This window comes from Rhodococcus koreensis (genome assembly GCF_900105905.1).
In the GTDB taxonomy this organism is placed as follows: Bacteria; Actinomycetota; Actinomycetes; order Mycobacteriales; family Mycobacteriaceae; genus Rhodococcus_F; species Rhodococcus_F koreensis.
In genome coordinates, this window is sequence record NZ_FNSV01000004.1 from 39,020 (window position 1) to 59,361 (window position 20,342).

20 protein-coding genes are annotated in these 20,342 nt (G+C 62.9%); 7 read left to right on the plus strand and 13 right to left on the minus strand.

Going from position 1 to position 20,342, the window contains the following annotated elements:
* Positions 1-154: 154 nt before the first annotated feature.
* The 6 genes from BLV94_RS02880 to BLV94_RS02905 all read right to left on the minus strand — a co-directional run bounded on the left by BLV94_RS02880 (position 155) and on the right by BLV94_RS02905 (position 5,475).
* Positions 155-412, minus strand: coding sequence for a hypothetical protein (locus BLV94_RS02880; RefSeq protein WP_072948903.1), 258 nt, complete (start codon positions 410-412; stop codon positions 155-157).
* Between the two features lie 116 nt (positions 413-528).
* The gene (locus BLV94_RS02885; RefSeq protein ID WP_072948905.1) at positions 529-1,428 is read right to left on the minus strand and encodes a type II secretion system F family protein; all 900 of its coding nucleotides are present in this window, start codon (positions 1,426-1,428) and stop codon (positions 529-531) included.
* A complete protein-coding gene (locus tag BLV94_RS02890) occupies positions 1,425-2,300 on the minus strand; it encodes a type II secretion system F family protein (RefSeq protein ID WP_072948907.1) in 876 nt (291 codons plus the stop codon). The genes BLV94_RS02885 and BLV94_RS02890 overlap by 4 nt, the downstream gene beginning before the upstream one ends.
* The gene (locus tag BLV94_RS02895; RefSeq protein ID WP_072948909.1) at positions 2,300-3,946 is read right to left on the minus strand and encodes a TadA family conjugal transfer-associated ATPase; all 1,647 of its coding nucleotides are present in this window, start codon (positions 3,944-3,946) and stop codon (positions 2,300-2,302) included. Before BLV94_RS02895 ends, BLV94_RS02890 begins: the two co-directional genes overlap by 1 nt.
* Complete coding sequence (locus tag BLV94_RS02900; protein WP_235214920.1) at positions 3,943-4,722, minus strand: hypothetical protein; 780 nt, start codon at positions 4,720-4,722, stop codon at positions 3,943-3,945. The genes BLV94_RS02895 and BLV94_RS02900 overlap by 4 nt, the downstream gene beginning before the upstream one ends.
* Positions 4,723-4,767: 45 nt before the next feature.
* On the minus strand, positions 4,768-5,475 hold the full coding sequence (locus tag BLV94_RS02905) for an SAF domain-containing protein (RefSeq protein WP_072948912.1): 708 nt from the start codon (positions 5,473-5,475) through the stop codon (positions 4,768-4,770).
* An 897-nt stretch (positions 5,476-6,372) separates the two neighbouring features.
* Here BLV94_RS02905 and BLV94_RS02910 point away from each other — a divergent pair.
* Positions 6,373-7,170, plus strand: a complete 798-nt coding sequence (locus BLV94_RS02910) for a helix-turn-helix transcriptional regulator (RefSeq protein ID WP_072948914.1) — start codon at positions 6,373-6,375, stop codon at positions 7,168-7,170.
* Here BLV94_RS02910 and BLV94_RS02915 read toward each other — a convergent pair.
* From BLV94_RS02915 to BLV94_RS02925, 3 genes are all read right to left on the minus strand, one after another.
* Entirely contained in the window at positions 7,154-7,942 is a 789-nt protein-coding gene (locus tag BLV94_RS02915) for an alpha/beta fold hydrolase (RefSeq protein WP_072948916.1), read from the minus strand. The two genes, BLV94_RS02910 and BLV94_RS02915, sit on opposite strands and share 17 nt — an antisense overlap.
* A 74-nt stretch (positions 7,943-8,016) precedes the next feature.
* A complete protein-coding gene (locus tag BLV94_RS02920) occupies positions 8,017-8,643 on the minus strand; it encodes a hypothetical protein (protein ID WP_072948918.1) in 627 nt (208 codons plus the stop codon).
* A gap of 123 nt (positions 8,644-8,766) precedes the next feature.
* The gene (locus BLV94_RS02925; RefSeq protein WP_072948919.1) at positions 8,767-9,099 is read right to left on the minus strand and encodes a hypothetical protein; all 333 of its coding nucleotides are present in this window, start codon (positions 9,097-9,099) and stop codon (positions 8,767-8,769) included.
* Between the two features lie 1,759 nt (positions 9,100-10,858).
* Here BLV94_RS02925 and BLV94_RS02935 point away from each other — a divergent pair.
* Positions 10,859-11,299, plus strand: a complete 441-nt coding sequence (locus tag BLV94_RS02935; RefSeq protein WP_244163445.1) for a helix-turn-helix transcriptional regulator — start codon at positions 10,859-10,861, stop codon at positions 11,297-11,299.
* Positions 11,300-11,859: 560 nt separating this feature from the next.
* On the opposite strand, the gene BLV94_RS02945 is transcribed toward BLV94_RS02935, so the two are convergent.
* The 4 genes from BLV94_RS02945 to BLV94_RS02960 are packed head-to-tail and all read right to left on the minus strand — an operon-like array spanning position 11,860 to position 17,359.
* Complete coding sequence (locus BLV94_RS02945; protein ID WP_072948958.1) at positions 11,860-14,220, minus strand: FtsK/SpoIIIE domain-containing protein; 2,361 nt, start codon at positions 14,218-14,220, stop codon at positions 11,860-11,862.
* Positions 14,221-14,278: 58 nt separating this feature from the next.
* Complete coding sequence (locus BLV94_RS02950; protein ID WP_072948925.1) at positions 14,279-16,324, minus strand: cutinase family protein; 2,046 nt, start codon at positions 16,322-16,324, stop codon at positions 14,279-14,281.
* Positions 16,325-16,340: 16 nt separating this feature from the next.
* Positions 16,341-16,592 carry a hypothetical protein gene (locus BLV94_RS02955; RefSeq protein ID WP_244163447.1) on the minus strand — a complete coding sequence of 84 codons (252 nt, stop codon included), beginning with the start codon at positions 16,590-16,592 and terminating at the stop codon, positions 16,341-16,343.
* Positions 16,593-16,606: 14 nt separating this feature from the next.
* Positions 16,607-17,359, minus strand: coding sequence for an RNA polymerase sigma factor (locus BLV94_RS02960; RefSeq protein WP_244163448.1), 753 nt, complete (start codon positions 17,357-17,359; stop codon positions 16,607-16,609).
* On the opposite strand from BLV94_RS02960, the gene BLV94_RS49255 reads away from it, so the two are divergent.
* The 5 genes from BLV94_RS49255 (at position 17,352) to BLV94_RS02980 (ending at position 20,334) form a co-directional block, all read left to right on the plus strand.
* Positions 17,352-17,576, plus strand: a complete 225-nt coding sequence (locus BLV94_RS49255) for a hypothetical protein (RefSeq protein ID WP_167372102.1) — start codon at positions 17,352-17,354, stop codon at positions 17,574-17,576. The genes BLV94_RS02960 and BLV94_RS49255 overlap by 8 nt on opposite strands.
* Positions 17,577-17,781: 205 nt before the next feature.
* Positions 17,782-18,045, plus strand: coding sequence for a hypothetical protein (locus tag BLV94_RS02965; RefSeq protein WP_072948930.1), 264 nt, complete (start codon positions 17,782-17,784; stop codon positions 18,043-18,045).
* Complete coding sequence (locus tag BLV94_RS02970; RefSeq protein ID WP_072948932.1) at positions 18,042-19,223, plus strand: conjugal transfer protein; 1,182 nt, start codon at positions 18,042-18,044, stop codon at positions 19,221-19,223. Before BLV94_RS02965 ends, BLV94_RS02970 begins: the two co-directional genes overlap by 4 nt.
* A gap of 6 nt (positions 19,224-19,229) precedes the next feature.
* Positions 19,230-19,556 (plus strand): hypothetical protein, encoded by a 327-nt coding sequence (locus tag BLV94_RS02975; protein ID WP_072948934.1) that lies wholly within the window; start codon positions 19,230-19,232, stop codon positions 19,554-19,556.
* Between the two features lie 157 nt (positions 19,557-19,713).
* Entirely contained in the window at positions 19,714-20,334 is a 621-nt protein-coding gene (locus BLV94_RS02980; RefSeq protein ID WP_072948936.1) for a hypothetical protein, read from the plus strand.
* The last annotated feature ends 8 nt before the right edge of the window (positions 20,335-20,342 follow it).

Below are 20,342 nucleotides of genomic sequence, written 5' to 3' on the forward strand. Positions count from 1 at the left end.
TCAGGACGGAATAGGGATATGCGGCCACGGCCAGGAATCGATTCCGAGCTGCACAAGCACCCCAGCGACCGCCACCATCGCCGCGGCCTGGAAGACCCTCACGAGGTATGTCACGTACTCACCGTCTCTCCAATCGATGCAGCGCTGTCTGATTTCAGTCGGGGATCGCGTTTGCGCGGGACATGATCTTGCGGACGACGATCGCACCGGCTGCGGCGGCGGCTCCGACCACCAAGACGGCCAGGAAGACGTATTCGAGGGTGGAGGGTCCGCGGTCTGAGCCTTTGCCGCCGGCGCGGTGGAGGAGGGTGCCGGCCAGTGCGGCGACGAACATCATCGTGAGGCTGATGTAGGAGGTCACGGCCTCGCGGGCGGTGCGCCGGGTGGCGGTAGCGACGGTGGTGATGCTCATGGTGGGCTCCTTGTGTTTGGTCGATGTGTAGCAGGTGAGCTGGACTGGATGATCGTGGCCGGTGTGGTCTGGGGGTCTCGCTCCTTCGCGGCGCCGGCGGGCACCATCGAATCGGACTAGCCGGTGATGATGGTCAGTGCTGGGATGAGCAGCAGCATGATGAATAGGCCGGCGAGTCCGGCCAGTGGCATAGCCAGCTTTTCGGTGGCCTCCGCTGCCGCACCTTGTTCTGCGCTGGCCTGGGCGGATCGCAGGCCCGCGGCCTTTGCCCGCAGTGATGTGTAGACGGATGCGCCTTTGTCTCCGGTCATGTTCATGATGTCGGCCAGGTCGCCCAGCTCGGTCAGGCCGAGCTCTTGGGAGACGCGTGTCAGGGCATTCCATGGGGCTTCGCCGGAGCGCCCGGCTTCGTACAGTTCCTCGTCGAGACGTAGGAACACCCATGAATCTCCCACCTGTGCAGCGCGCTCGAGGCTCTGGGTGGTGCCGATGCCACCGCGTCGGCACAGTGCGACGAGATCGATGTAGGAGCTCAGTGCCTGCGCGAATTCCGCTCGTGCCGCGGTTGCCCGGCGCCGGATCTCGATGTCGGGGATGAGGAAAAGCAGGAAGGCGGTCGCAATCGACAGGATGGCCGGGATGGACCATCCCAGGCCGACCCCGAATGCAGTCAGGACCAGGTTGAGGAAGGGGAAGATGAGCAGTCCGAGCAGTGCTGCGACGAGCTTTTCCCCGAGTACGTGGGCGGGATCTCGGTGCAGCAGGGCGAGATCGGCGTTGGGGAGCGTGAAGAATTTGCTGTCCTGCAGGTAGGGGTGGACCCGGATGCCGAGTTTGTTCGCCATTCCGTCGATCAGGGAGGTTCCAGTTGTCGACGTGCGCTCCGGGGCCGGTCCGGACAGGCGCGACATGGCATCGCTGAGTGCGGGTTGTGCGCGCATGAAGTAGAGGGCAACCAGGTAGATGCCGATTGTGCCGACGCTCGTGTAGAGGATGACCGTCATCTGAATGCTCATCGCTGCGCTCCTACGAGGTCGGTGCGGTTGACGCGATCATTGGTGCCGATAAAGCGGGGGTAGGTCGGCGGTTTGGTGGCCTGCTTCATCCAGTACAGGTCGGCCGCGAACAGGGTCAGCAGGATCAGTAGCACGATCTGCATTCCGCCCGACTTGTACGGTTCCATGAAGTTGGTCAACAGGAAGGCTGCCGCGAGTGTTGTGATTGCGATGATGGTGACCCATTTCGCCTGTGTACGGCTGGATTTGCGGTCGGCCTCGGTGCGGCGTCGGCGCGCGACCATGTCACCGACGTCTTCGGCGAGGCCTTCGAGCACGGCTGCAAGTCCAACGCCCCGCAGTTGCATGCTCAGAAGCAAGGCTCCGCAGATCTTGTCGCCGACGCTGTCGTTGAGGTCCGATGCGAAACGTGTGATTGCATCCACCGGAGGGACGTTGTTGCGCAGGCGGCTGATGAACGCTGTGATCTCCTCCCGTAGTGCCTCTGGGATCGGAGTGGAGATGATGGTGTGCTCGATTCCCGAACCAGCCTTCATGCTGCTGGACAGGTTGCGGGCCCACTCATCCATGGCCGCCAGCCGACTGATCTGCTGTTCTGCTTCGGGGCGCCCGAGCAGGTACGGCAAGCCGACCAGCAGCGCCGGGACCAGAAAGAGGGTGAAGAGCCATCCCGAGAGGGACGACACGACGATGCCGGCGGCGAAGCCCACGACGAGCAGGATCTGGGTGCTACGCGGGATCTTCGATGAGCTGGGGCGCCGGCGCTGACGGGTGGGCGCGGTGGGATCGCGGCGGTCTTTCCATCCGATGACGATGCAGGCGACCCCGGCGCACAGCAGTAGTACCAGGAGGATGCCGATTTGCTGATACATCACGCCACCTCTTCGTCGTCGTAGAGGTCGCGTTCTTCGTCGAAGTGGCGAAGGCTGTCGCTGGGGAGGTTGATTCGCTTGAATCCGCCGGCGAGTAGCTTGCGGAGCAGAGGTTGTGGGATGGATCCGAATTCGCCTGTGCCGTCGGAGTATCCCCGGTAGATGGTGGAGAAGGACGGCTTCTTGTCGTCGCCGGGTTCGACGTAGACGACTTCGTCGACGTAGCGGACCGAGGTGCGTGACCCTTCGCCGTCGACGCGGACCTTCGTGCCGAGTTGGACGATCAGGTCGATGTGCTCTGCGAGCTGGCGTTCGACGTAGTCCACCGTCGCGTTCATCGGGGGTTCGGTCGCCAGGTTCACCAGACGGTCGATGACACCGCGAGCGGTGTACGCGTGCGTCGTGGATAGTCCTCCTCTTGCCGTCTGCAGCGCTTTGAGGAAGGCGAGGATCTCGTGACCGGCTACCTCACCGACGATCATGTAGTCGAGCTGCTGTCGCACGAACTCGTACAGGATGTCCGAGAGGGTGTAGCTGCCGGCGAGCTCGCCGTCTGCACCGCGTTCTCCGCCGCCCAGGATCGTCTCGGCGTCGACCACGAAATCCTCGCGGCCGGGGAGTTCGTCGATGAACAGTTCCCGCTCGGTTTCCGCGATTCCGATTCGCGTCTGCAGAGGAAGCGCATTGGCCAGTGCACGCGTGAAGGTCGTTTTTCCGAAGCCCATTCCGCCACCGGTGACCACCGAGGCACCGCCGCGGACCGCGCACGAGAGGATGGTCGCGAGCTCGATCGGCATCATCCGATGTTCGACGACGAGCTGATCGAGGGCGATGTTCTTGAGGCGGTGGATGCGGATTGCCACCGAGGGGCGTTTGACCGAGTAGCCCATGACCGACAGTCGGTGGCCTCCGCGCATTGTCAGACGCAGCGACGGATTGAGCCGGGAGAAGGGCCGACCGCCGTTGTCGGCGCGTGAGGCCAGCAGTCCCATCCACTCGAGGAGCTCCTCGGGGGTGTCGACCACTGGGTCGCGGTGTTCATAGTGTCCGTCGGGGAACTTGACGTAGACGGCCGCACCGTTGAGGAAGATGTCGGTGACGTGCGGCTCTTCGACGAGTTCCTGCAGCGGGCCCAAGTTGAACTGCGCGTCGAAGATGGCCTTGATCAGGGCTTCTTCTTCGACGATTGTGAAGGCTTCCCCACCGGAGTTGATGGTCTTCTGGACGTGGTTCTTGACCAGGCCGGTGATCGTCTCACGGCCGAACTCGCGTTCTTCCTCCTCAGTGAACGGAGCGAAGTATTTGCCGGCGTTCTTTGGGTCGTGGCGCTCGCGGTCACGCGCTGACCGGTAGTCACGCAACAGTTCCGCGGCTTCTTTCTGCAGAGCGCGGACCAGGGCGCGATCGACCTTGACCTTCGCGGTCGTCGGCACGGACCGTCGCGCCGTGCCGAGGTGCCCGTTGGTGCTGGCCGGTGGCAGTTCGTGTAGGCGAAGTGATCGAAACGGGTCGGTGTCGGGGAGCGTGATTTCCGATACCGAACGGCGTCCCCCACCTGCGAGGTCGGCGTCCGGGATCGAGGCTGAGAAGAAGGGAAGTTCGGTGATCTTGTTCTGCGGAGGCGCAGTCGCGTCGTCGGAGTTCATCGACGTTCTCCTGTCAGTGTCGGCAGCGCAGCATTGAGCGCGGGACCGGACTTCCAGTCCGCCTGATGGCTCACCGCGAATTTGGTGATCTTCGGCCAGGTACTGCGGTGGAGGGTGTGCAGGTAGATCGAGCGGCGACGGCGCCATTTGCTGATGGACAACCCGTCCGAGAAGACCTTGGCGTCATCGGAGTCGGGCAGGACGGCGATCACGTCAAGTCCGGTGACTTTCGTGACTTCCTCTGCGTTGTAAGGGGACTCACCGATCAGGATCAACCCCAGACTTGCGCGTGATTGCACCGCGGAGAGCTGCTGTCGCAGGGCGTTCTGCGAGGCGCGTAGCGCTGCGATTGCCGTTCGCTCAGTGCGGGTGACGATTGCGATCGTTGTTGCGTTGACGATCAGTTCGACCGGAGCGCCGCGTTGCCCGATCCGGCCGGCGTCGACGATCACGTTGGTGTCGTCGACGCTCAATCCGGCCAGGTGGACACCCAACGGTCCCCACACGGGCCGCATCGCATCTGCCTGGGCGGAGTGGACCAGTCCCGGGAGCAAGGACACCGAGGATTCCGGGATCTGGATGAGTTGCTCAGTCAGAGCAGCCTTGAGTCGCCCGTGACGATTCGCGTCGACGAGATTGATCAGGGAACGGTCGTGATAGTGGTTTCCGAGCATGTATCCGGCCAGGACCGGCGAGGACCCGATGGCATCCGCTTCTACGAGCAGAGTCCGGTCGGTCGGTGAGTTCAGGGCCAGGGCGAGCGCCGTGGTGCTCACACCGGGTGAGCGTGAGGCGGATGTCAGTGCGAGAAACATTGCCGGTCACCGCACTCGGTTGTCGAGGACGATCGCGACACGCTTGGTTGCGCCGCGGGCGGCGACCCAGTTGGCCTCTGCCTCGGGCACGAGCAGGTTGAGCGTTGTCTCGCCGGCTTCGGGGATCTCCTTGGTGGAGTACACCTGTGCTTTCGTGTTGATCGGGCCCTGTACGGGCGGGTCGTCCTGGTCGCGTGGTGTGTCCACGACACGGACCATGTCGCCGGGGACGATCGGCTCGGAGGGGAGGTGGCTGTAGCTCACCGTGATGCCGACCATCGTGAGACCTTCCCCGGGAACAACCTGGTCGGTGATCGCGGACGGGAGCAGAATGGTGCCGGCCGGCAACCGGATGCTGGCACTCATTCCTACGACGCGGCCGCGTTCGCTGGCGGGCAGCGCCCCGAGATCGGCATCGACGTTGACCGATTTGGCGGCCAGGTCCTTGGACTCGATGGTCTCGCCTTGCTGCACCTCGTTCGTCAGGACGAGCACATCGGTGGTTGCGCGCATGGCGTTGACCGCGGTGAGCATGCCGATCACTGCCACCACGACGAGTGCGACACCGATCGCCAGGTAAATGGGGCGCCGGCGAACGCGCGCGCGGGTATTCAGATCGGGTGGGTCGTCCTGATCTGCGCCGTTGTGCGCCGGAGGCCGGTCATCCCCGGACGAGCGGAGCTTGTCGAGTTTCTTGGTCAGCAGGGATGCCATGGTGGTCCTTCACAGTGGACGTGTGGACATATCGGACGCTTCGTACGGGGTGGACAATAGAACGCGACCTGGACAACTTCGCGTCGGCGACGCCACCTACCGCCCGCGTGGATGCGTGGAGCCATCGCACGCTGCTGATCGGCTTCTTCGACAGTGTTGAGCGTTGGACGTGCCCCCACAGGGGACAACGTACGTTGCGACTGCGACAAAATTGACCGTCGCGCCGGGTGTTGTGCCAGATATCCTCGCGGCCACGGGTATTGAGCCGTACAGGTCCAGCGGACACCTGGCACGCCCGTCTGGCACGAACGCTGCGACCATCCGGCACTGGACGATCTGCGAATTGTCTCCGCAGGCCGACTACTTCGCCGCCGAAGCGCTCAGGTTCGGAATCGTGGACGTAAGCAATCCAGAGGACCGTTTTCGCGGTGGTTATTGGTGCGTCATCCGTTTGAAGCGAACATAATTCGACAGAAGGTCCGGGCACGCAGTCCATACCTGCGTCGCGCCAGGTGGGATCACACTGACGAGGAAACTCAACGACGCCGCGACTGATGCGCTCTGAACATCCGCATATGAAGTCGGGCGTGCGCACGCCGATATCCGGACATTTCTTCCTTGACCGCACGCGTGAATACCGTTGCGCTGCACGTGGCATAAGCGTTTTTCCCCTCCGGAACCGCCGTGGACCTCCCGTCCCCGGCGACTCGACTGCCGAATTTTACTCACCTGCCTGCCACGCAGCTGTGAGTCTTCTGGACAAGATCCCATCAGCTGGTGGACCGAGTTGTCCACCGCTGGACATAACACTAAGGAGTGTTACCTGCAAGGGTTGACTTGCGTGCAGAGTATGGTTATGGCGCTCGACATCTCAGATGATCTCGGAAGGCATGAAGCATGGACCCACTCAGCCCACCCAACCTCGGTGATTTCATTCGGGCACGGCGGACGCGGTCCACACCGAGTCATCCTGGCGGGATGACCCGCCAGCAGCTTGCGAGCGGAAGTTTTGCGAGTATGAGCTACATCGCGCAACTCGAATCCGGCAGCAAGGACGGCCCTTCACCCGAGTTCCTCGAAGCCACGGCGACGGCACTCACACTCGATTCGGCAGACCAGCGCCACCTCTTCAACCTCGCTCGACAGACACCAACCGAACGTGAGGTCACAACCACCCCATGGACGATCGCCGACTATCGGACACTGATCACACCGGACATGAAGACCGCTATCGCGGCGCTGAACCCGCATCTGGTGGCGTACCTCGACGAACGCTGGAATGTCATCGACTGTAACTCGGCGTATGACAAGGCGTTCCCTGGGCTGGTCGACGAGGGAAACGTGTTGCGCTGGTTCTTCTCGACTCCGGCATCAATGAAGGTCATGGTGGAGTGGGAGGCGGAAGCGGCCTTGACCGTCAGCTGGTTCCGAGCGTTGATGGGTCGCTACTACAACCCCGACTGGGCGGTGGAAACCCTCGAAGAGTTGAGCGAGTTCCCTCGCTTCCGCGAACTGTGGTCACGTGAAGAAGTCCGGTTCGGCCGGCACCAGCCGTTCATGCACCTCCGCGACGCCGAGACTGGTGAGCGATACAGCGTGCACGTGCAGGTCCACGCGGAGATGCGGGGCAAGTATCCGCTGCAGATGTACCTCGGAGTGCGCCTTCCCGCCTCCGGAACTAGCGGAGCGTCTTGACGAACGCGGTGATCGCGGCGTTGACCGGCTCGGGGTGTGTCCAGCTTGCGGCATGGCCGGCCACCGGGATCGTGACAACTGGCGCAGCACCGGGAAGACCCGCTTTGAGCTCATCCGCCTTCTCTGCGGGTGCTGACAGGTCATTTTCCCCACGGATGATCAACGCCGGAACGCCGATGTCGGAGAGCCGGTCCACGACGTCGTCGCGTTCGATAAGGCACTCGGCGGCCGGCCGGACAGCCATGCGATCACTGCTGTTCCATTTGCTGATCCACGACGTCCAATCCGCAGGTTCTCCGCCGATCAGTTGGGGGGCAAGTGCGCTGGTGAGCGGTTCGAGTGGGACTGTGCTGCACCACTGATCGAACAGGACGCGGTATCCGGACTTTTGCTCGGGTGTACAGGCTGAGGCTTCCGTGTCGAGCAAGATCAGCGCCGTCGTGCGCTCCGGTGCGAGGAGTGCTGTGCGCAGCGCGGTATAGCCGCCCTGCGACATGCCCCCGATGATTGCCTTCTCGACACCGAGGTCGTCGAGGACGGCGAGAGCGTCGCGTGCGAGGTCCCAGTATGTGAACGGCGTATCCCTATCAGTGGTTTTTCCGTGGCGGCGCGCATCCCAGGTCACAACCCGGAGGTCCGGGGATAGATCGCGCACCTGGGGCGTGAACATGGATGAGTCCATGAAGAACCCGTGCCCGAGTAGAAGTACGGGCCCCTCTCCCCCACTGTCGGTGTAATAGATGTCGGCGTCGGGCGTTGTCACTGTCGGCACGTAGCCGATCCTAGGGTGAGATAACTATCCCCGGTCCAGGCGAGCCCCACGGAGCGCTGTTGCCAGTGCCCCTTTCAGCGGTTGCCGCTCACTCTCAACAAGGCCCTCTCGCCACAACCTGCGGAGACTATCGACGCGTTCTGCCCAGTGTCCGTGATCGGTGGGGCTTCCCCCGTTCGAGGACCGCCCTCGACTGGGTGCGTTCGGTTCGTCCATTCAGTGAGAGCGCGGGCGATCCAGCATCGCGCTACCGCGGAGTCCGCTGCACAGGCGGCGAGGCACTCGAATGCCAGCGCTATCGCGACTGTGAACTCGGGGTGCCTTTCGTCGATGCACTCGAGGGCGATGTCGTTCGCCGCCGAAAGTGCCAGATAGGCTGCCTCTGAACTGGTTACGGCCGAGCTGTGGGCCAATCTCTCCGTGGCCTCGTAGGCCACGCGCCACGCGTTGGGACTGAGCGCCTTCGTTTCCGATGTTCGGCACATACCGGCGACGCGCTCGAGTTCGTGGAGTACATCGTCGCCGGCGGCCGGTAGCCTGCCGGTCAAACCCCAGTCTGAGTCGAGCATGTCGGCGAACCAGCACCAGCGAGCGAACTCGGGCGCGTCTTCGAGCGCGAGTTCGACGGTTCCGGAGGCCAGCTGCATCACCGCATCGGCGACCGACATCTCGTTGAGAGCGGAAGAAAATGACTCATGCATGATCGTTTCCCGTCTCCGTGGCCCCACGAGTGGGACGTGAGGGTTAAGTCGCAGGGTTGGAACCTGTTGTGGTCATTGCGAAAAGCCGCACTGCGGAGCGTGCATGACCGCGTCCGGCCGAGGTCAGAGCGTAGTCAACCAGCACTCGACGGCGCGCCTGGCAGCGTCCGTCGGATCGGCGAGGTCGACCACAGTGGTGGCATCGACCCCCTCGGTGCGCTCCCACCTGCCGTCGTCTCGTTGGTGGTCGACGATGGACCAGATTTCCACCGTGGCTTCATGCTCACCGCGGCTGATGAGCCGAAGAGCCGGGAAGAATCCGGGGCAGAGATTGCTGAGGGCGATGTATGTGCGGTCCTCGTCAACGGCGAGGTCAAGGTCGTTGTGATCGTTCGCGTCGTGGGCGGCCGCAATGAACGCCGTGTGGAAGTCCTCGGGGATTTCTATGAGGGCCATCAGGTCTGGTCTCTCTCCTTCGAAGGGGCGAGATCGGGCTGCAGCAATGCCCCACACGGTCGCCGGAGTCAGCAGGTATCAGCGAACTGGAACAAGGCCTGCCGGGTCGGGGTGCCGATGTCTGTTCGGCGGGGCGATGCCATCTTGATGCGAAGAGCCGCAGCCCCGACGACAGCCGCCACCGCTCATCCAAGTGAGGCCAGTTCTGCCCAGCACCTGCAGCTCTCGTTGAACCCGACCGGCGGGGCGGCCGCCATAACTTCGAGCGGCGGGATGGCAGCGAACTCCCTGGCACCCCACTTTCCGGCGCTGAGCGAGGACAGTCGATCGTTGCCTCGTGGAACTGTGCGCTTGTCGTGAAGGCGCCGGTCCAGCGGCGCCTGATCGCACTCACTCGGTTGGCGGAAGCCCGTGCCGGCGCGTTCACCCTGGAGCCGGCGGGCGACTGTGATTCGGCGGCATCTGACGTAGCTGCTGCTTCTCGCGGATAGTCAGAATCGTGCGCGCCTGTCAGATCGGCCGGGGCAGCGACTGCGGCAGTCTCGCCCTTTCCACGCTCCCCCGTAGGCGTGTCGGTCGGGGTCGACGTCTTCGCCGTGGAATCGGAACCGGAACCGGCGACGTCCGTGTGGGCGAGGGCTCGGCGGTATCGGCTCAGCTCCGTCACGGCCGAGTCGTACTTGATGGCGAGCTTGTCTGCGAGGAGGCTCGGTGACCAGCGCTGCTCGTAGGCCATCCGAATGATTTCTCGCCGTTCGCAGTTGCGCATGGGGACTTGTTCGCCACTCAGGCGACGAACGATGACGACCTCGTCGGACGCGACCGCTCCCGTGGCCCGCTCGCGCTCGTGACTACGCGCCTTAGGATTGTCGATCTCGTCGTCGTCCCATCCGAGAGGCGGCACCAGTCCTTCTGCGCGTGTTTTTTCACGGAGGTCGGCGTCAGGTCCGGGGCGCATGGATAGCTCGTCGTAGATCTCGTCAACCGCTTCCCACAGCTCGCTCGGGATGAGACCTTTTTCCGGCATCGAGGTGACGACGTCTACCTCGACGTTCAACCGGTGAGCGAGGCTCGGATCGCCGTAGCCCATGGCGTTGAGTGCGCGCAGTCGGCGGCGAGCCCCCACTGCTGGGGTCAGATCACGCCCACGGCTCGGGTGAAAAGTGATCGAGAGGATCGCGTCCGCGATGGCGGAGGTGGTCGTGCGAGTCGAAGTGCTCCTCAGCGACCGGATTGTCGCGACCGGCACAGAGGCCAGCTCAGCGATCAGAGCGGTCGTCATGCCGGCGCACATCAGCGCATTGATGTGGAAGCGCACATCAACCGTGTCGACAGATGTATCGACGCGACGGGCAGGTGTCCAAGCCTGCCCGTCACGTCCCCCTACACCCGACTGTCGCGATGTCTGGAACCACCCGTCGTCGCGACTGGGCAAAGCAGACCGGGCGGGGAATCCGGCTGCATTCAGTCTAGCTAGCTGAGCGGCGCATACGGACGAGCGTGCGTCACGTCGATGCGCAGACGTCTGGGACAAGGGTAGGGCAGCTGAAACGGTAGTCGTCATCGGATGCTCTTTTCCGTTTAGCGGCTGGTCAGGCCGCATGTACGTGGGAACTGTTCGTACTCGAGCGCACCGGGGTTCGAGTACAGCGAATGATCGTCAGCGCTACACCGCATTCATCACTGGAATTTAAACCCGGTATGCAATGATGGTATCTACATCTTTACTAGGATGTCCAGCGATGAACGGACAATCGCAGTGAGAGCGCCCCTGAACGGCTTCCAGCCCCAGGCCCTCGAAGACGCGCGCACCACTGCCGGAATCTCGCGCGGCGACCTGTCCCGCGCAATAGGTGTCGACCCGACCACCATCCACAACTGGGAAACCTCGCGATCGAACCCTCAGCCCGACCATCTCGCCCGGGCCGCCGAGAAGCTCGGGATACCCCTCGACCATCTCATCGTCGTTCCGGAGGGCAGTCGGACGATCGCCGACCTGCGGAATCTTGCGGGATTGACGCAGAAACATGTCGCGGACCGAACCGGGCTCAGCACCACGACCATCGGCCGAATCGAGCGTGGCGAGGGAAGCCTGTCCGACTCCCACACCATTGCACTCGCTGAGGCTCTGCGCTTGGAACAACGGACGATCCGTGACGCATTCATCCGCGCGCGAAACCGTCCCCTTCCACCTCGGTAGCGTGTCAATGGTCGCGGCGCGCTCATGCGCTGTCGCCACGACGCAACCGTCGCTGCCGTCGACGATCGATGGAACGTCGCGCGCCGCTCAGCACAAAAGCTGCCGAGATCGCCAGCACTGCCACGGCGACGATCAGCCGACGAAGGTCAAGGCCGGCGCCGTCCGTGCCAGGAATAGTCACAAGCGGTGTTGCCGAGGCCGCAACTATGAACTCATGCGCGAGCAGCCACCCCGTTGCCCTACTTGATATCGCCGGAAGGGCTGCTGCGACCACACTTAAAGCCAGCGGGACAGCCATCAACAGAGACAGTTGGTCCTCGTCCGACAGGCATGTTGGTTTCTGCGCAGATTTGCGTGGCAACTGTGCCTGAGTCGGTTGCATAGGAAGTCCTTCCTCCTGAAGTGGGCCTCTTGCATGGAGGAAGATCCGGTCAAGCGGACTTGTGTGACAAACGCCGGCGGTCTTCTCTCAACCCAGCACGAGCAAATCCGCCGAGACCGCGCCGGACAACTGGGCGGTGACATCCAGGCTCAGTTTGCTGCCTCGCTGCTGTCGTTCCTCACACCGAAACCTGAAGAGGTTTACGAATCGATACGTAAGAGCTGTCGGGTAAGGCGAGTTCGCCGTACTCATCGCTGTCGCTGCGCCAGGTCAGGGATAACAGCGAATCGTCGATGATGTCTAATTCGGGATCGGTATCGACGACCACCCATTCGTCCAGGTCGTCTATCAGCAAAAGGTCCCCGAGTGCGACGTCCGCGGCGCGAACGTCGTGGACCGGCCCGTACTGGTCCTCGTCGGTCCGATGTGAAACCGACCGATCGTCGACGAAGTCGGATTCACCGCCTGACATCTCCCGTTCCATTCCTACCGGCTCCTTGACCAGCGCCAGCCGAGTGCGGAATGACTCCAAATCCTCCGAAGACGATTCACCGGGGTGTGGAGCTGAAAGCTGATCGAGAAACGAGGCGGGATCGCTGGCGTCGTTCGAGGCGGTCAACGGCTGGGAGTGGTCGTTGGGCGCTCTGGTCGCTTCGACGGTCGGCTCGGCGCCGCCCCCGAGGAGTCCGAGGAGCGCCGTCGGAGATGCGATACCGTGGTCGACTTCGTGGGTCATGTTCGCTCTTCTGAGGATCGGATCGAGGTCGGGTCGGTCGCTGGCCAGCACCCATTCAGCGTCGATGTAGTCGAAGTACGTCAGCGGCGCAGGTTCGGACGTGTCGTCGGTGGCATCGAGGTCGGGAAGTTCGTCCGGCGGGACGATCAGCAATCGCGGATGGCGTGTCACCGGGGGCCGGAGGGCGTCGAGCAGGTCCGCCTCGAAGGAGTCCGGTCGCGTCTTCCGCGGGTCAGGTACGCGGTAGCACTGGATCTCGATTGGTTGATAGTTGTCGGTGACGGTGGTGCCGCGACCGCGGCACTTGCGGGGCACGCTGGTGCCGATCGTTGGTGACTGCCACATCATCAGCGCACCTTGCGGAGAAAGTCGGCCCATCGAGATGCGCATGGCGAAGTTGTCACGCATGTCGCCAAAGAAGTACTGCGCATCGGGACGCTGGGTTCCGAAGACCAGATGAACCCGTGCGGTGCGGGCTTTGCGCGCCATGGACGCGAGCATCGTTATCACGGGCGGTAGACGGGGTCCGCCCTTCGATTTGACTCCCAGGTACCAATCTTCGACGTTCCCGCGGAATTCAGCCCATTCGTCGAGGAAGACGAGAACTGGCTCGAAGTCCGTTTCGGTAGCCTCGCCTGTGACAATTTTTTGGTACCGGAACTCCATGAGATCGCGGGCGCGATGGACCAACGCTACTTGCTGCTCGATGGTGGTGGCGACCACTTGCACGTTGGGCCAGTCCTGGAATCCCAGAAACTCGACGTACTTTCCATCGAGAACCCAAATCGGCCATCCACGTCGTGAGAAATTAACCAAGAGATTGTGGGCGGTAACGGTTTTACCGCTGCCGGGTGGTCCGATCAACATCATGTTCGGGTCGATCGCTGGTCGCCACACTACTTCGTTGCCGTCTTCGTCGATACCGTAGGGAATTTCGACCGAGTCATAGCTGGCGAGAAGATCCGCGTCGGGGTCGAGGTCTGTCTTCGGCAACCAGATGCTGTCGGGGAAGGCTGTGCGTAGTTCGAACCGGACCCAGTCCGTCTCAAGGTTCCATTTTGCTCGCCAGCGACCGGGCAATGTCGCGCTCATTCCTCGTTCGACTCGGGTCCGGTATCCCTCCGATGCCAGTTTCGGGCCGAGTTCGTGGCGGACTTCCATCGAGGTGACGTCGCCGGTTTCAACGTCAACTTCGATCGCTGTTGCGGCTGCGGTAGGACCCAGCAGTTGAGTGACGATCCGCTTCGCGCGTGTGACCTGGTCACTATCTGGGGTTTCTTGGTTCGGTTCGGCGGCGGATGTAAAGATCAGCCGGCGGCGGGCGGGGTCATGCTTGTCGAGCTCGAAGAAGCCCCAACCCTGGTGTTCGAAGATCTCGCAGATGTCGGCGAGCCACGTTTCATCATTCAGTGCCTGGGTCGAGTCGTAGTGCACGGTGAGTTTCCGCGGATGTCCTGGCCATTCGCGACGACTCCATCTTGCTGTGGACAGTACCGCCCGGGTCGCTTCCGGTAGCCCCACGATCGGACATAGCTTCTCTACCACCTCGTCGACGTCGGCATCGCGAAGCTGTCTTCGCTTGCCTGTTACTGCGGTGTAGGCGGCGGCGATCGAGAATCCTGCGGAGGCAGGCATTGGGAGGTCGCTGTACCCGAACAGCGGGGCGGCGGCACAGATACCTACTCCGGTTGTAGCTAGGCAGAAGCTGTCGCGGATCCATGTGCGTGACCGTGGCGGCAGGGAAGGGATCCGGGATGAACGGGTGAATCGCGTAGCACTTTGTTGCGGTGGTGTTTTCGTCATCATTGGGCCTCACACTCGACGTTCGTCGGGACGGAGATTTTGAGCGGTCATGCGTGCTTCATTTCTGCAGGACACTGTGAGCGCCGATCGGTTTAGCCACCGCCGTCGCGATCGGATCGCGGAAGTGGTTGGTCATGTCCTGTAGGGCCGTTGTGCCTGATGAATCGACGACGAGTCCCCCGTAGTTCTGGTGAGTTCCGGACCCGATGAATGCGGCGAACTTGAGTCCTTCGGCACCGATCTGGGAGAGGGCGTCTGCACCGTCTGAGCCTGCCAATGCGGTGAGGCTCGAGGCGAGCCCTCCAAGGTCCCCAGCCTGTGACTGCTGGGTGGTCTGCTGTCCGGTCGTCGTGGACGCAGACGCTGAACCGAGCTTGGACGCCTCGGTTCTCTGGCCACCGTTGAGTGTGCCCACCGCGATCTTCGCGAAGTCGAGGATGTGGGGGAGTGCGCCGAGGCCGGCTCCGATGATGTCGCCGGTTTCGATGGCGTGCCAGAGTTGCTTTTGGAGTTCGCCGGCGGTGTTGGCCAGACCGATGATGTCGAGATTCCCGACGAGGCCGACGATCATCGAGATGATCTGTGCGGCGCCGGACGGGTCGGGAATCATCGCGATCAGGGCCGCAGCCGTCTTGTAGTCGAGTCCGGCGGCGAGTTTGATGAGTGGCTCGAACAGGACGTTGATGCGGTCGAACTCGGCGTGGACAGCCTTGACCTTTGACATCGGATCGAGACCCGGATCGAGAACGATGTGCGGGATCCGGTTGAACAAGATGTCGAGGACTGGCGGGATGTTGTTGGCGAGGTCGAATGCGTTCGTCCCGATGTGCGTGACCTGGTTGATGAGCACGCTCGGCTTGATGATCGAGAGTGCGTCCGCCGCGAGTGACAGACCATCGGCCGGAGTGGCGGCCAAGGGGGCTACCTGAGTGGACAAGGTGTCCACCGAGGTCTGCAGCTGCTGTACCCGATCCGGCGTAGAGGCATTCTGAACTGTACGCGCGATGGTGTCCGCGGCCTGAAATGCACTCCCCAAGTCGATGCCCTTGACCTTGTCGACGATCTGACCGGCGGCGTATTCGGGAGTCGAAGCGTCCGCCGCCTTGAGCATCTGTTCCACGGCCGGATTCTGGGTGACCCAGCTCGTCGTATCGGCCACCGGAACAAGGGTGTTGGCAACATCTGTCGCTGCCGATTCCATGCTCTCCAGATTCGGAGCGCCGGACTGCAGCTGCTGCTGCAGGGTCTCGATGTTGCCAGCCAATCCCGGAAGATCGACCTTTGAGTAGTCGGACACCAAGGCGTTCTGCAGACCCGCGGTGGTGGGCTGAGATCCATCGCTTTGCTGCGGACCGGAAGCGGTCGGAGGCTGCGAAAGCACCCGCCCAAGTCCTGCGAGCAATCCATCCTTGCCGGCGTTGGTCGAGCAGTAGAGGTCGTCGGGGGCGCAGTACGAACGCGTGACTGCAGCAGTCTTTCCGAACCCGCCCGGCCTGGCTCCCGCGATCCCAACCCCGTCGATGGGCGGACCGACGAGAGTGTTGTCGCCATTCGAACTCTGCCGTGGGTCTGCAACAAGCCCGACAGCGATCAATTTCTCTGCGGGGATCGGTCCCTTGTCGTGTCCGATCAACCATGCCAAGTCGCCGGCCACGTCCGCACCCTGGCTGTAGCCGCCGAGTGCGAACTGAGTGTTTGGGCATTGCGTTGCGCGAGTTTGCATCAGGCGCGCACCGGCCTTGATGCCAGATGCCTTACTGGTGCCGTAGGTCTTGCCCTTGTTGAAGGCGGACGCTTCGTAGGCCGGGTAGGTGATCTTGATGGAGCTGCCGAACAGCTGGGAAAGGGGATCGGTGACCTGCTTGAGCAGACCCGTCGCGATGTCAGGATTAGCGGTCGAGTCCGTTTCGAACGTTCCCGGCATCATCACCACTTCCACTGCCGGGCAGCCCGACGATGCGGGCACCGCCTCGGCCTGACTTGGCGACACAACCGTGATGAGGGAGGCGAGGAGTGCAGCGAGCAGGGAGGCGACGAGTAGAGGCACCCGGGCACTTTGATTGGTGCGACCGCCCGCAGAAGTTGGCGCGTGAAGGTTCGTCATGAGTGTTCTCTTTTCGTCAGCGATGCAGCGCCGGCACGATTACCCGACCGCCGCTGTAGATATGAGTGGTGATGTCGCGGGGGAGAAAGTCGGCGACACTCAGAGCGACCATGCTCATCGCGTGCGTGGACTCGGAGAGCAGTCCGGGACGAGCGATTGCGGGGTAGGTGAGTGCAGCATCGAATCCTCGCGTCGCTTCGAGGAGCAAGGACGTTTCGGTCAGAAGAAGCGCCGCCGCGATGAAGACCATGACGGTGAACAGAGGCACGAAACTACGGGCCATCAGATCGCTGCGGTAGTCGTTGCGGTCCGACGACGACCACGTGCAAACCGGGGTCGAGAAGGCGGCTGGTTGGAGGCGACGACACTTTTACGAAGGCGTGTGACCGCGCGGTAGAGCCGCTGGCGAAGCGCTGCCGGAGTCATCCCCACCTCCGCGGCGATCACGGCCAGGTCGCAATCGGTCTGCTCGAGATATGCCCGCTGAATCAGGGTGCGATCGAGGTCGTTGATGACCTTCTTTTCGACCGCCCAGGTGAGCAGAGCTGATGCAGAGATATCCGCTTCCGGCTCGTTCTCAGCGCTGTCGGACTCGTCCATGACATCGGAGGCGGGGATCTCCTGGGCGAAGGTTTCCTCACGCGTGATCTTCTTCAGCGTGTGCAGGAAGAGCGCCGCGTAGACGTTCTCACCGGAGGGCCTGTAGGTGGCGATCAGAGACATGAACGTGGCCACCGTGGAGGCCGCTCTCTCATCGCACGCGTGGAACCGATCGTGCCCACTGACCCGTGCGTGGCGCGTCAGGGCGATGAGCTTGCCGAGCATCAACTGCAGTAGCGCTCGCCCGGCAAGGGAGCTTCCTTCCTGATGCAGTGTCAGCAGCGCCAGAAGCACACCATCACGATCTCGGCGGTGCGCCGCGGTGAGATCGTTGAGATCCGCGACCTCACGGAGCGCGTCCTGGTTCACCGACCACGTCAAGACTTCGGCGGCGGCCGTGGGGCGAGCGCACAGGTACATCCAGTCGGTGTTCAAGCGGCTGTACAGATTGCTCGGCGCGGTGCTGCGAACCGGCGTTGCCGATGACGCTGTGGTGGCGGTGGGGGCGTGGGTGGACGTTTCCACGATCGGTCTCCTCTGGGCGCGGGCGAGGTGGTCTCGCGCCCAGTACAGCAACCAGATATTGCCTCTGAACTGCGTGTTTGTTGTTGCCGGAGGGGTTGTCGTTATTGCCAAGACGTTGTTGTCGTGAAGGTTCCGGCATTGCGGCGGTGGGCAGGGAGTGCCCCTCACGTGCGCTCTTTCGGCTGAGGCAATAACCCCTTGGCGATTGCAGAAAAACTTCAAGAAGTTTCGCGAGCGATGTCACTCAAGCCCCGGACCCGGATCTTCCTCCAAGTAGAAGCCCACCTTTTCTGTGTGGCGCTCTTCCACACCCCAGTCGCCAGGAGGACCGGATGCACGAGCTCGACAACTCGCTGCAAGCCCAGCTGCACGATCTCGGCTACGTGCACGCCGTCACCGAAGAGATCCGCCGAGTCGCGGCGGCCTTGGCGGTGAACCCTCTCGATGAAGAGGCGAGCACTTCGCTGTGGCTGTTGGTGTTCGTCGAAGCGCCAGCCGCGCGCGCCGCGCTGTCGCGGGCGTGCGCACTCGACATCGTGGATTCCGTCCCCGATTGCACAACCTCCTACCCGACGACAGGAGCCTGCATCCGATGAAAATCGACCTCGCGAAAATCAACAACTTCGGCCGCAGCCCCAAGAGCACGACCGATCCCGCGACCGAAAACGGCGTCGACTTGGTTGTCGACGAAGCCGGGGAATCGGCGCGCGCGGAGCGTGCACAGTGGGGCCTTCGGCAGGTGTGGACCACGCGACTTCTCAGGGCAGGAATCCTCGCCGCACTCGGCGCCGGAATAGTTGCCTTGATCCTTGTCGTCTTCGGATCCTCGCCCACTCCGAACCTCACCGACACCGCCACCAAGGACACCGCAGCCGTCGACACAATCGGTCAAGCGAGAGCCGAGGATCTTGCTCGGCAGTTCGTCGTTGCCTGGCTCCAGGCATCGCGTGGGAATGAACAAGAACTCGATCATTTCGTCTCGGGGAACCCCAGCCTTCCGACCGCGCCGTTGTTTGCCGCGACTGATCCGGCCGTCGCGTCGATCGGCTACGAGCAGAAGTCACGGACATACGCGGTGACGGTCTCGGTGTCAGTTCGAGCCGCCTCGGACGCGAATGCGGACACCGTTCGTCGCTACTTTCAGGTGCCGGTTGTGGTTACCGAAGTGGGCGTGAGGGCGGCCGCACTGCCCGCCGAGGTAGCTGAACCGTCGACCTCGATCGACGTCAAACTCGGCTACAAGTACCGGGTCGCCAACCATCCCATCGCCACGTCCGCACATGAGTTCCTGTCCGCGATGTTGACCGGCAACGGGGAAGTAGCCCGCTATCTCACGCCGGGGGTTTCGATCGCCCCGATTGTTCCGGCGCCGTATCGCAGCGTGGCAATCACCGATGTCTATTCGTCGGAAGACCTGAGCGCTGCCAGTGCATCGGCACCGCGGCCTGACGGTGATGTTGTGCGCCTCCTGGTGACGGCAGCGCAGAAAGTCACCGAGGTCGATTCGGTCAGTGGGCAGTACGCGCTGACGATGACCTCCCGCGGCGGCCGGTGGGAGGTCAGCGCAATTGACGCGACGCCGTTGTACCCGCCGGCGGCACCCCGAACACCATCCTCGTCAACGACCGCACCGAGCTCGACCACACCACGTGCGGGTGCCCCGGAGTCCGCATCGTCTGAATCAAGGCAGACCCCTGCACTTTCAGTGCCGACTGCCGGCGACGTGCCGTTGTTCTCTCCGTCAGGAACCGATCCTCATTCATCCGGAAGGTAACCCATCATGTCCACTGCGCTCGCAGCCACCGATCCCAGCAACGCGGTCCTCGCAATAGGGCTTTTCGACAAGGCGCAGGAGATCACCAGCGACGGCAAGCTGCTCCTCCAGTCGGCCGCCGGCTGCCTCGTTTTGTTCTTTCTTCTCAAGAATCTGATGGCCTCATTCACAGTTGCCCGACTCATCATTTCCGCGCTCATCGGCGGCGCAGCACTGTGGGTCGTTTTCAACATGGACTTCCTGAAGGACTCGACGGGTGAGGAGTTGGAGAGCGCTCCCGCCGTGGTGCACATCGTGGCGGAGCCGAGTTCCGGCTTAGACCTGCCGGTGTGATCTCCGCCCGTTCGCACCGGCTGAAAGTCGCCTTGTCGGCAATGACCTCATTGCGCGACGACCTCTTCAAGGAGGCTCCGATGTTCGATGTAGCTAGCACTGCGGAAGCGGGTTCGCGGCCTTGCCGGCATGAAGTCACGAGTGGGCCGGTGCGGCGATGAGCGACGAGCGCACCACCGGGGAAGTCATCAAGAACTTCACCCGCGCTCGCAAGGTGCCGCAGATGATCGGGCGTACGCCTGACGGAAAGAAGCTGCCGTTCGGTCCTTATACGGTTCCGCAGGCCGTCAGCGGTGCGATCGTCGGTGGGCTCCTGTGGCTCCTGCATACACTGTGGCTTCGGGACAGCATTTCCTGGAACGTCGGATTCTTCGCCTTCTGGTCACTGGGCACCGTCTTTGTCGTCGGCAAACTCCGGTTTGCCGGCCGGAGCCCGGCCTCAGTGGCACAGGGAATCTGCGCCGCAGCCTTCGCGCCGGCCGGTGCCAAGATCCAGATCAACGGTCGCCGGGTGACCATCCGGCCACCCCACCTTGTGCGTCCGAGTGGCTACATCACTGCCGACCCGACGGCCGCCGAACTCAGCGCCACGGTCGTCCCGAAGGCCGTGCACATCGCTACCGCCGAGGTCACCGAAACCGCATCGGCGGAACCTGTCGCACCACGACCGCCGACCTCCGCTCCGGTGCCCACACCGGCAAGCGGGCCCACCCATTGCGCCGGCCGATCGAGCGTCAAGGAACTCCTCGCTCTGGCTGCTGCAGGCGCCTCCGAGTAGAAAGCACC

Bases quoted from the DNA above. Each gene is read 5' to 3' on its own strand.
- BLV94_RS02880 (WP_072948903.1), bottom strand. From the start codon at position 412: ATGAGCATCACCACCGTCGCTACCGCCACCCGGCGCACCGCCCGCGAG.
- BLV94_RS02885 (WP_072948905.1), bottom strand. From the start codon at position 1,428: ATGAGCATTCAGATGACGGTCATCCTCTACACGAGCGTCGGCACAATC.
- BLV94_RS02890 (WP_072948907.1), bottom strand. From the start codon at position 2,300: ATGTATCAGCAAATCGGCATCCTCCTGGTACTACTGCTGTGCGCCGGG.
- BLV94_RS02895 (WP_072948909.1), bottom strand. From the start codon at position 3,946: ATGAACTCCGACGACGCGACTGCGCCTCCGCAGAACAAGATCACCGAA.
- BLV94_RS02905 (WP_072948912.1), bottom strand. From the start codon at position 5,475: ATGGCATCCCTGCTGACCAAGAAACTCGACAAGCTCCGCTCGTCCGGG.
- BLV94_RS02910 (WP_072948914.1), top strand. From the start codon at position 6,373: ATGGACCCACTCAGCCCACCCAACCTCGGTGATTTCATTCGGGCACGG.
- BLV94_RS02920 (WP_072948918.1), bottom strand. From the start codon at position 8,643: ATGCATGAGTCATTTTCTTCCGCTCTCAACGAGATGTCGGTCGCCGAT.
- BLV94_RS02925 (WP_072948919.1), bottom strand. From the start codon at position 9,099: ATGGCCCTCATAGAAATCCCCGAGGACTTCCACACGGCGTTCATTGCG.
- BLV94_RS02945 (WP_072948958.1), bottom strand. From the start codon at position 14,220: ATGACGAAAACACCACCGCAACAAAGTGCTACGCGATTCACCCGTTCA.
- BLV94_RS02950 (WP_072948925.1), bottom strand. From the start codon at position 16,324: ATGACGAACCTTCACGCGCCAACTTCTGCGGGCGGTCGCACCAATCAA.
- BLV94_RS02965 (WP_072948930.1), top strand. From the start codon at position 17,782: ATGCACGAGCTCGACAACTCGCTGCAAGCCCAGCTGCACGATCTCGGC.
- BLV94_RS02970 (WP_072948932.1), top strand. From the start codon at position 18,042: ATGAAAATCGACCTCGCGAAAATCAACAACTTCGGCCGCAGCCCCAAG.
- BLV94_RS02975 (WP_072948934.1), top strand. From the start codon at position 19,230: ATGTCCACTGCGCTCGCAGCCACCGATCCCAGCAACGCGGTCCTCGCA.
- BLV94_RS02980 (WP_072948936.1), top strand. From the start codon at position 19,714: ATGAGCGACGAGCGCACCACCGGGGAAGTCATCAAGAACTTCACCCGC.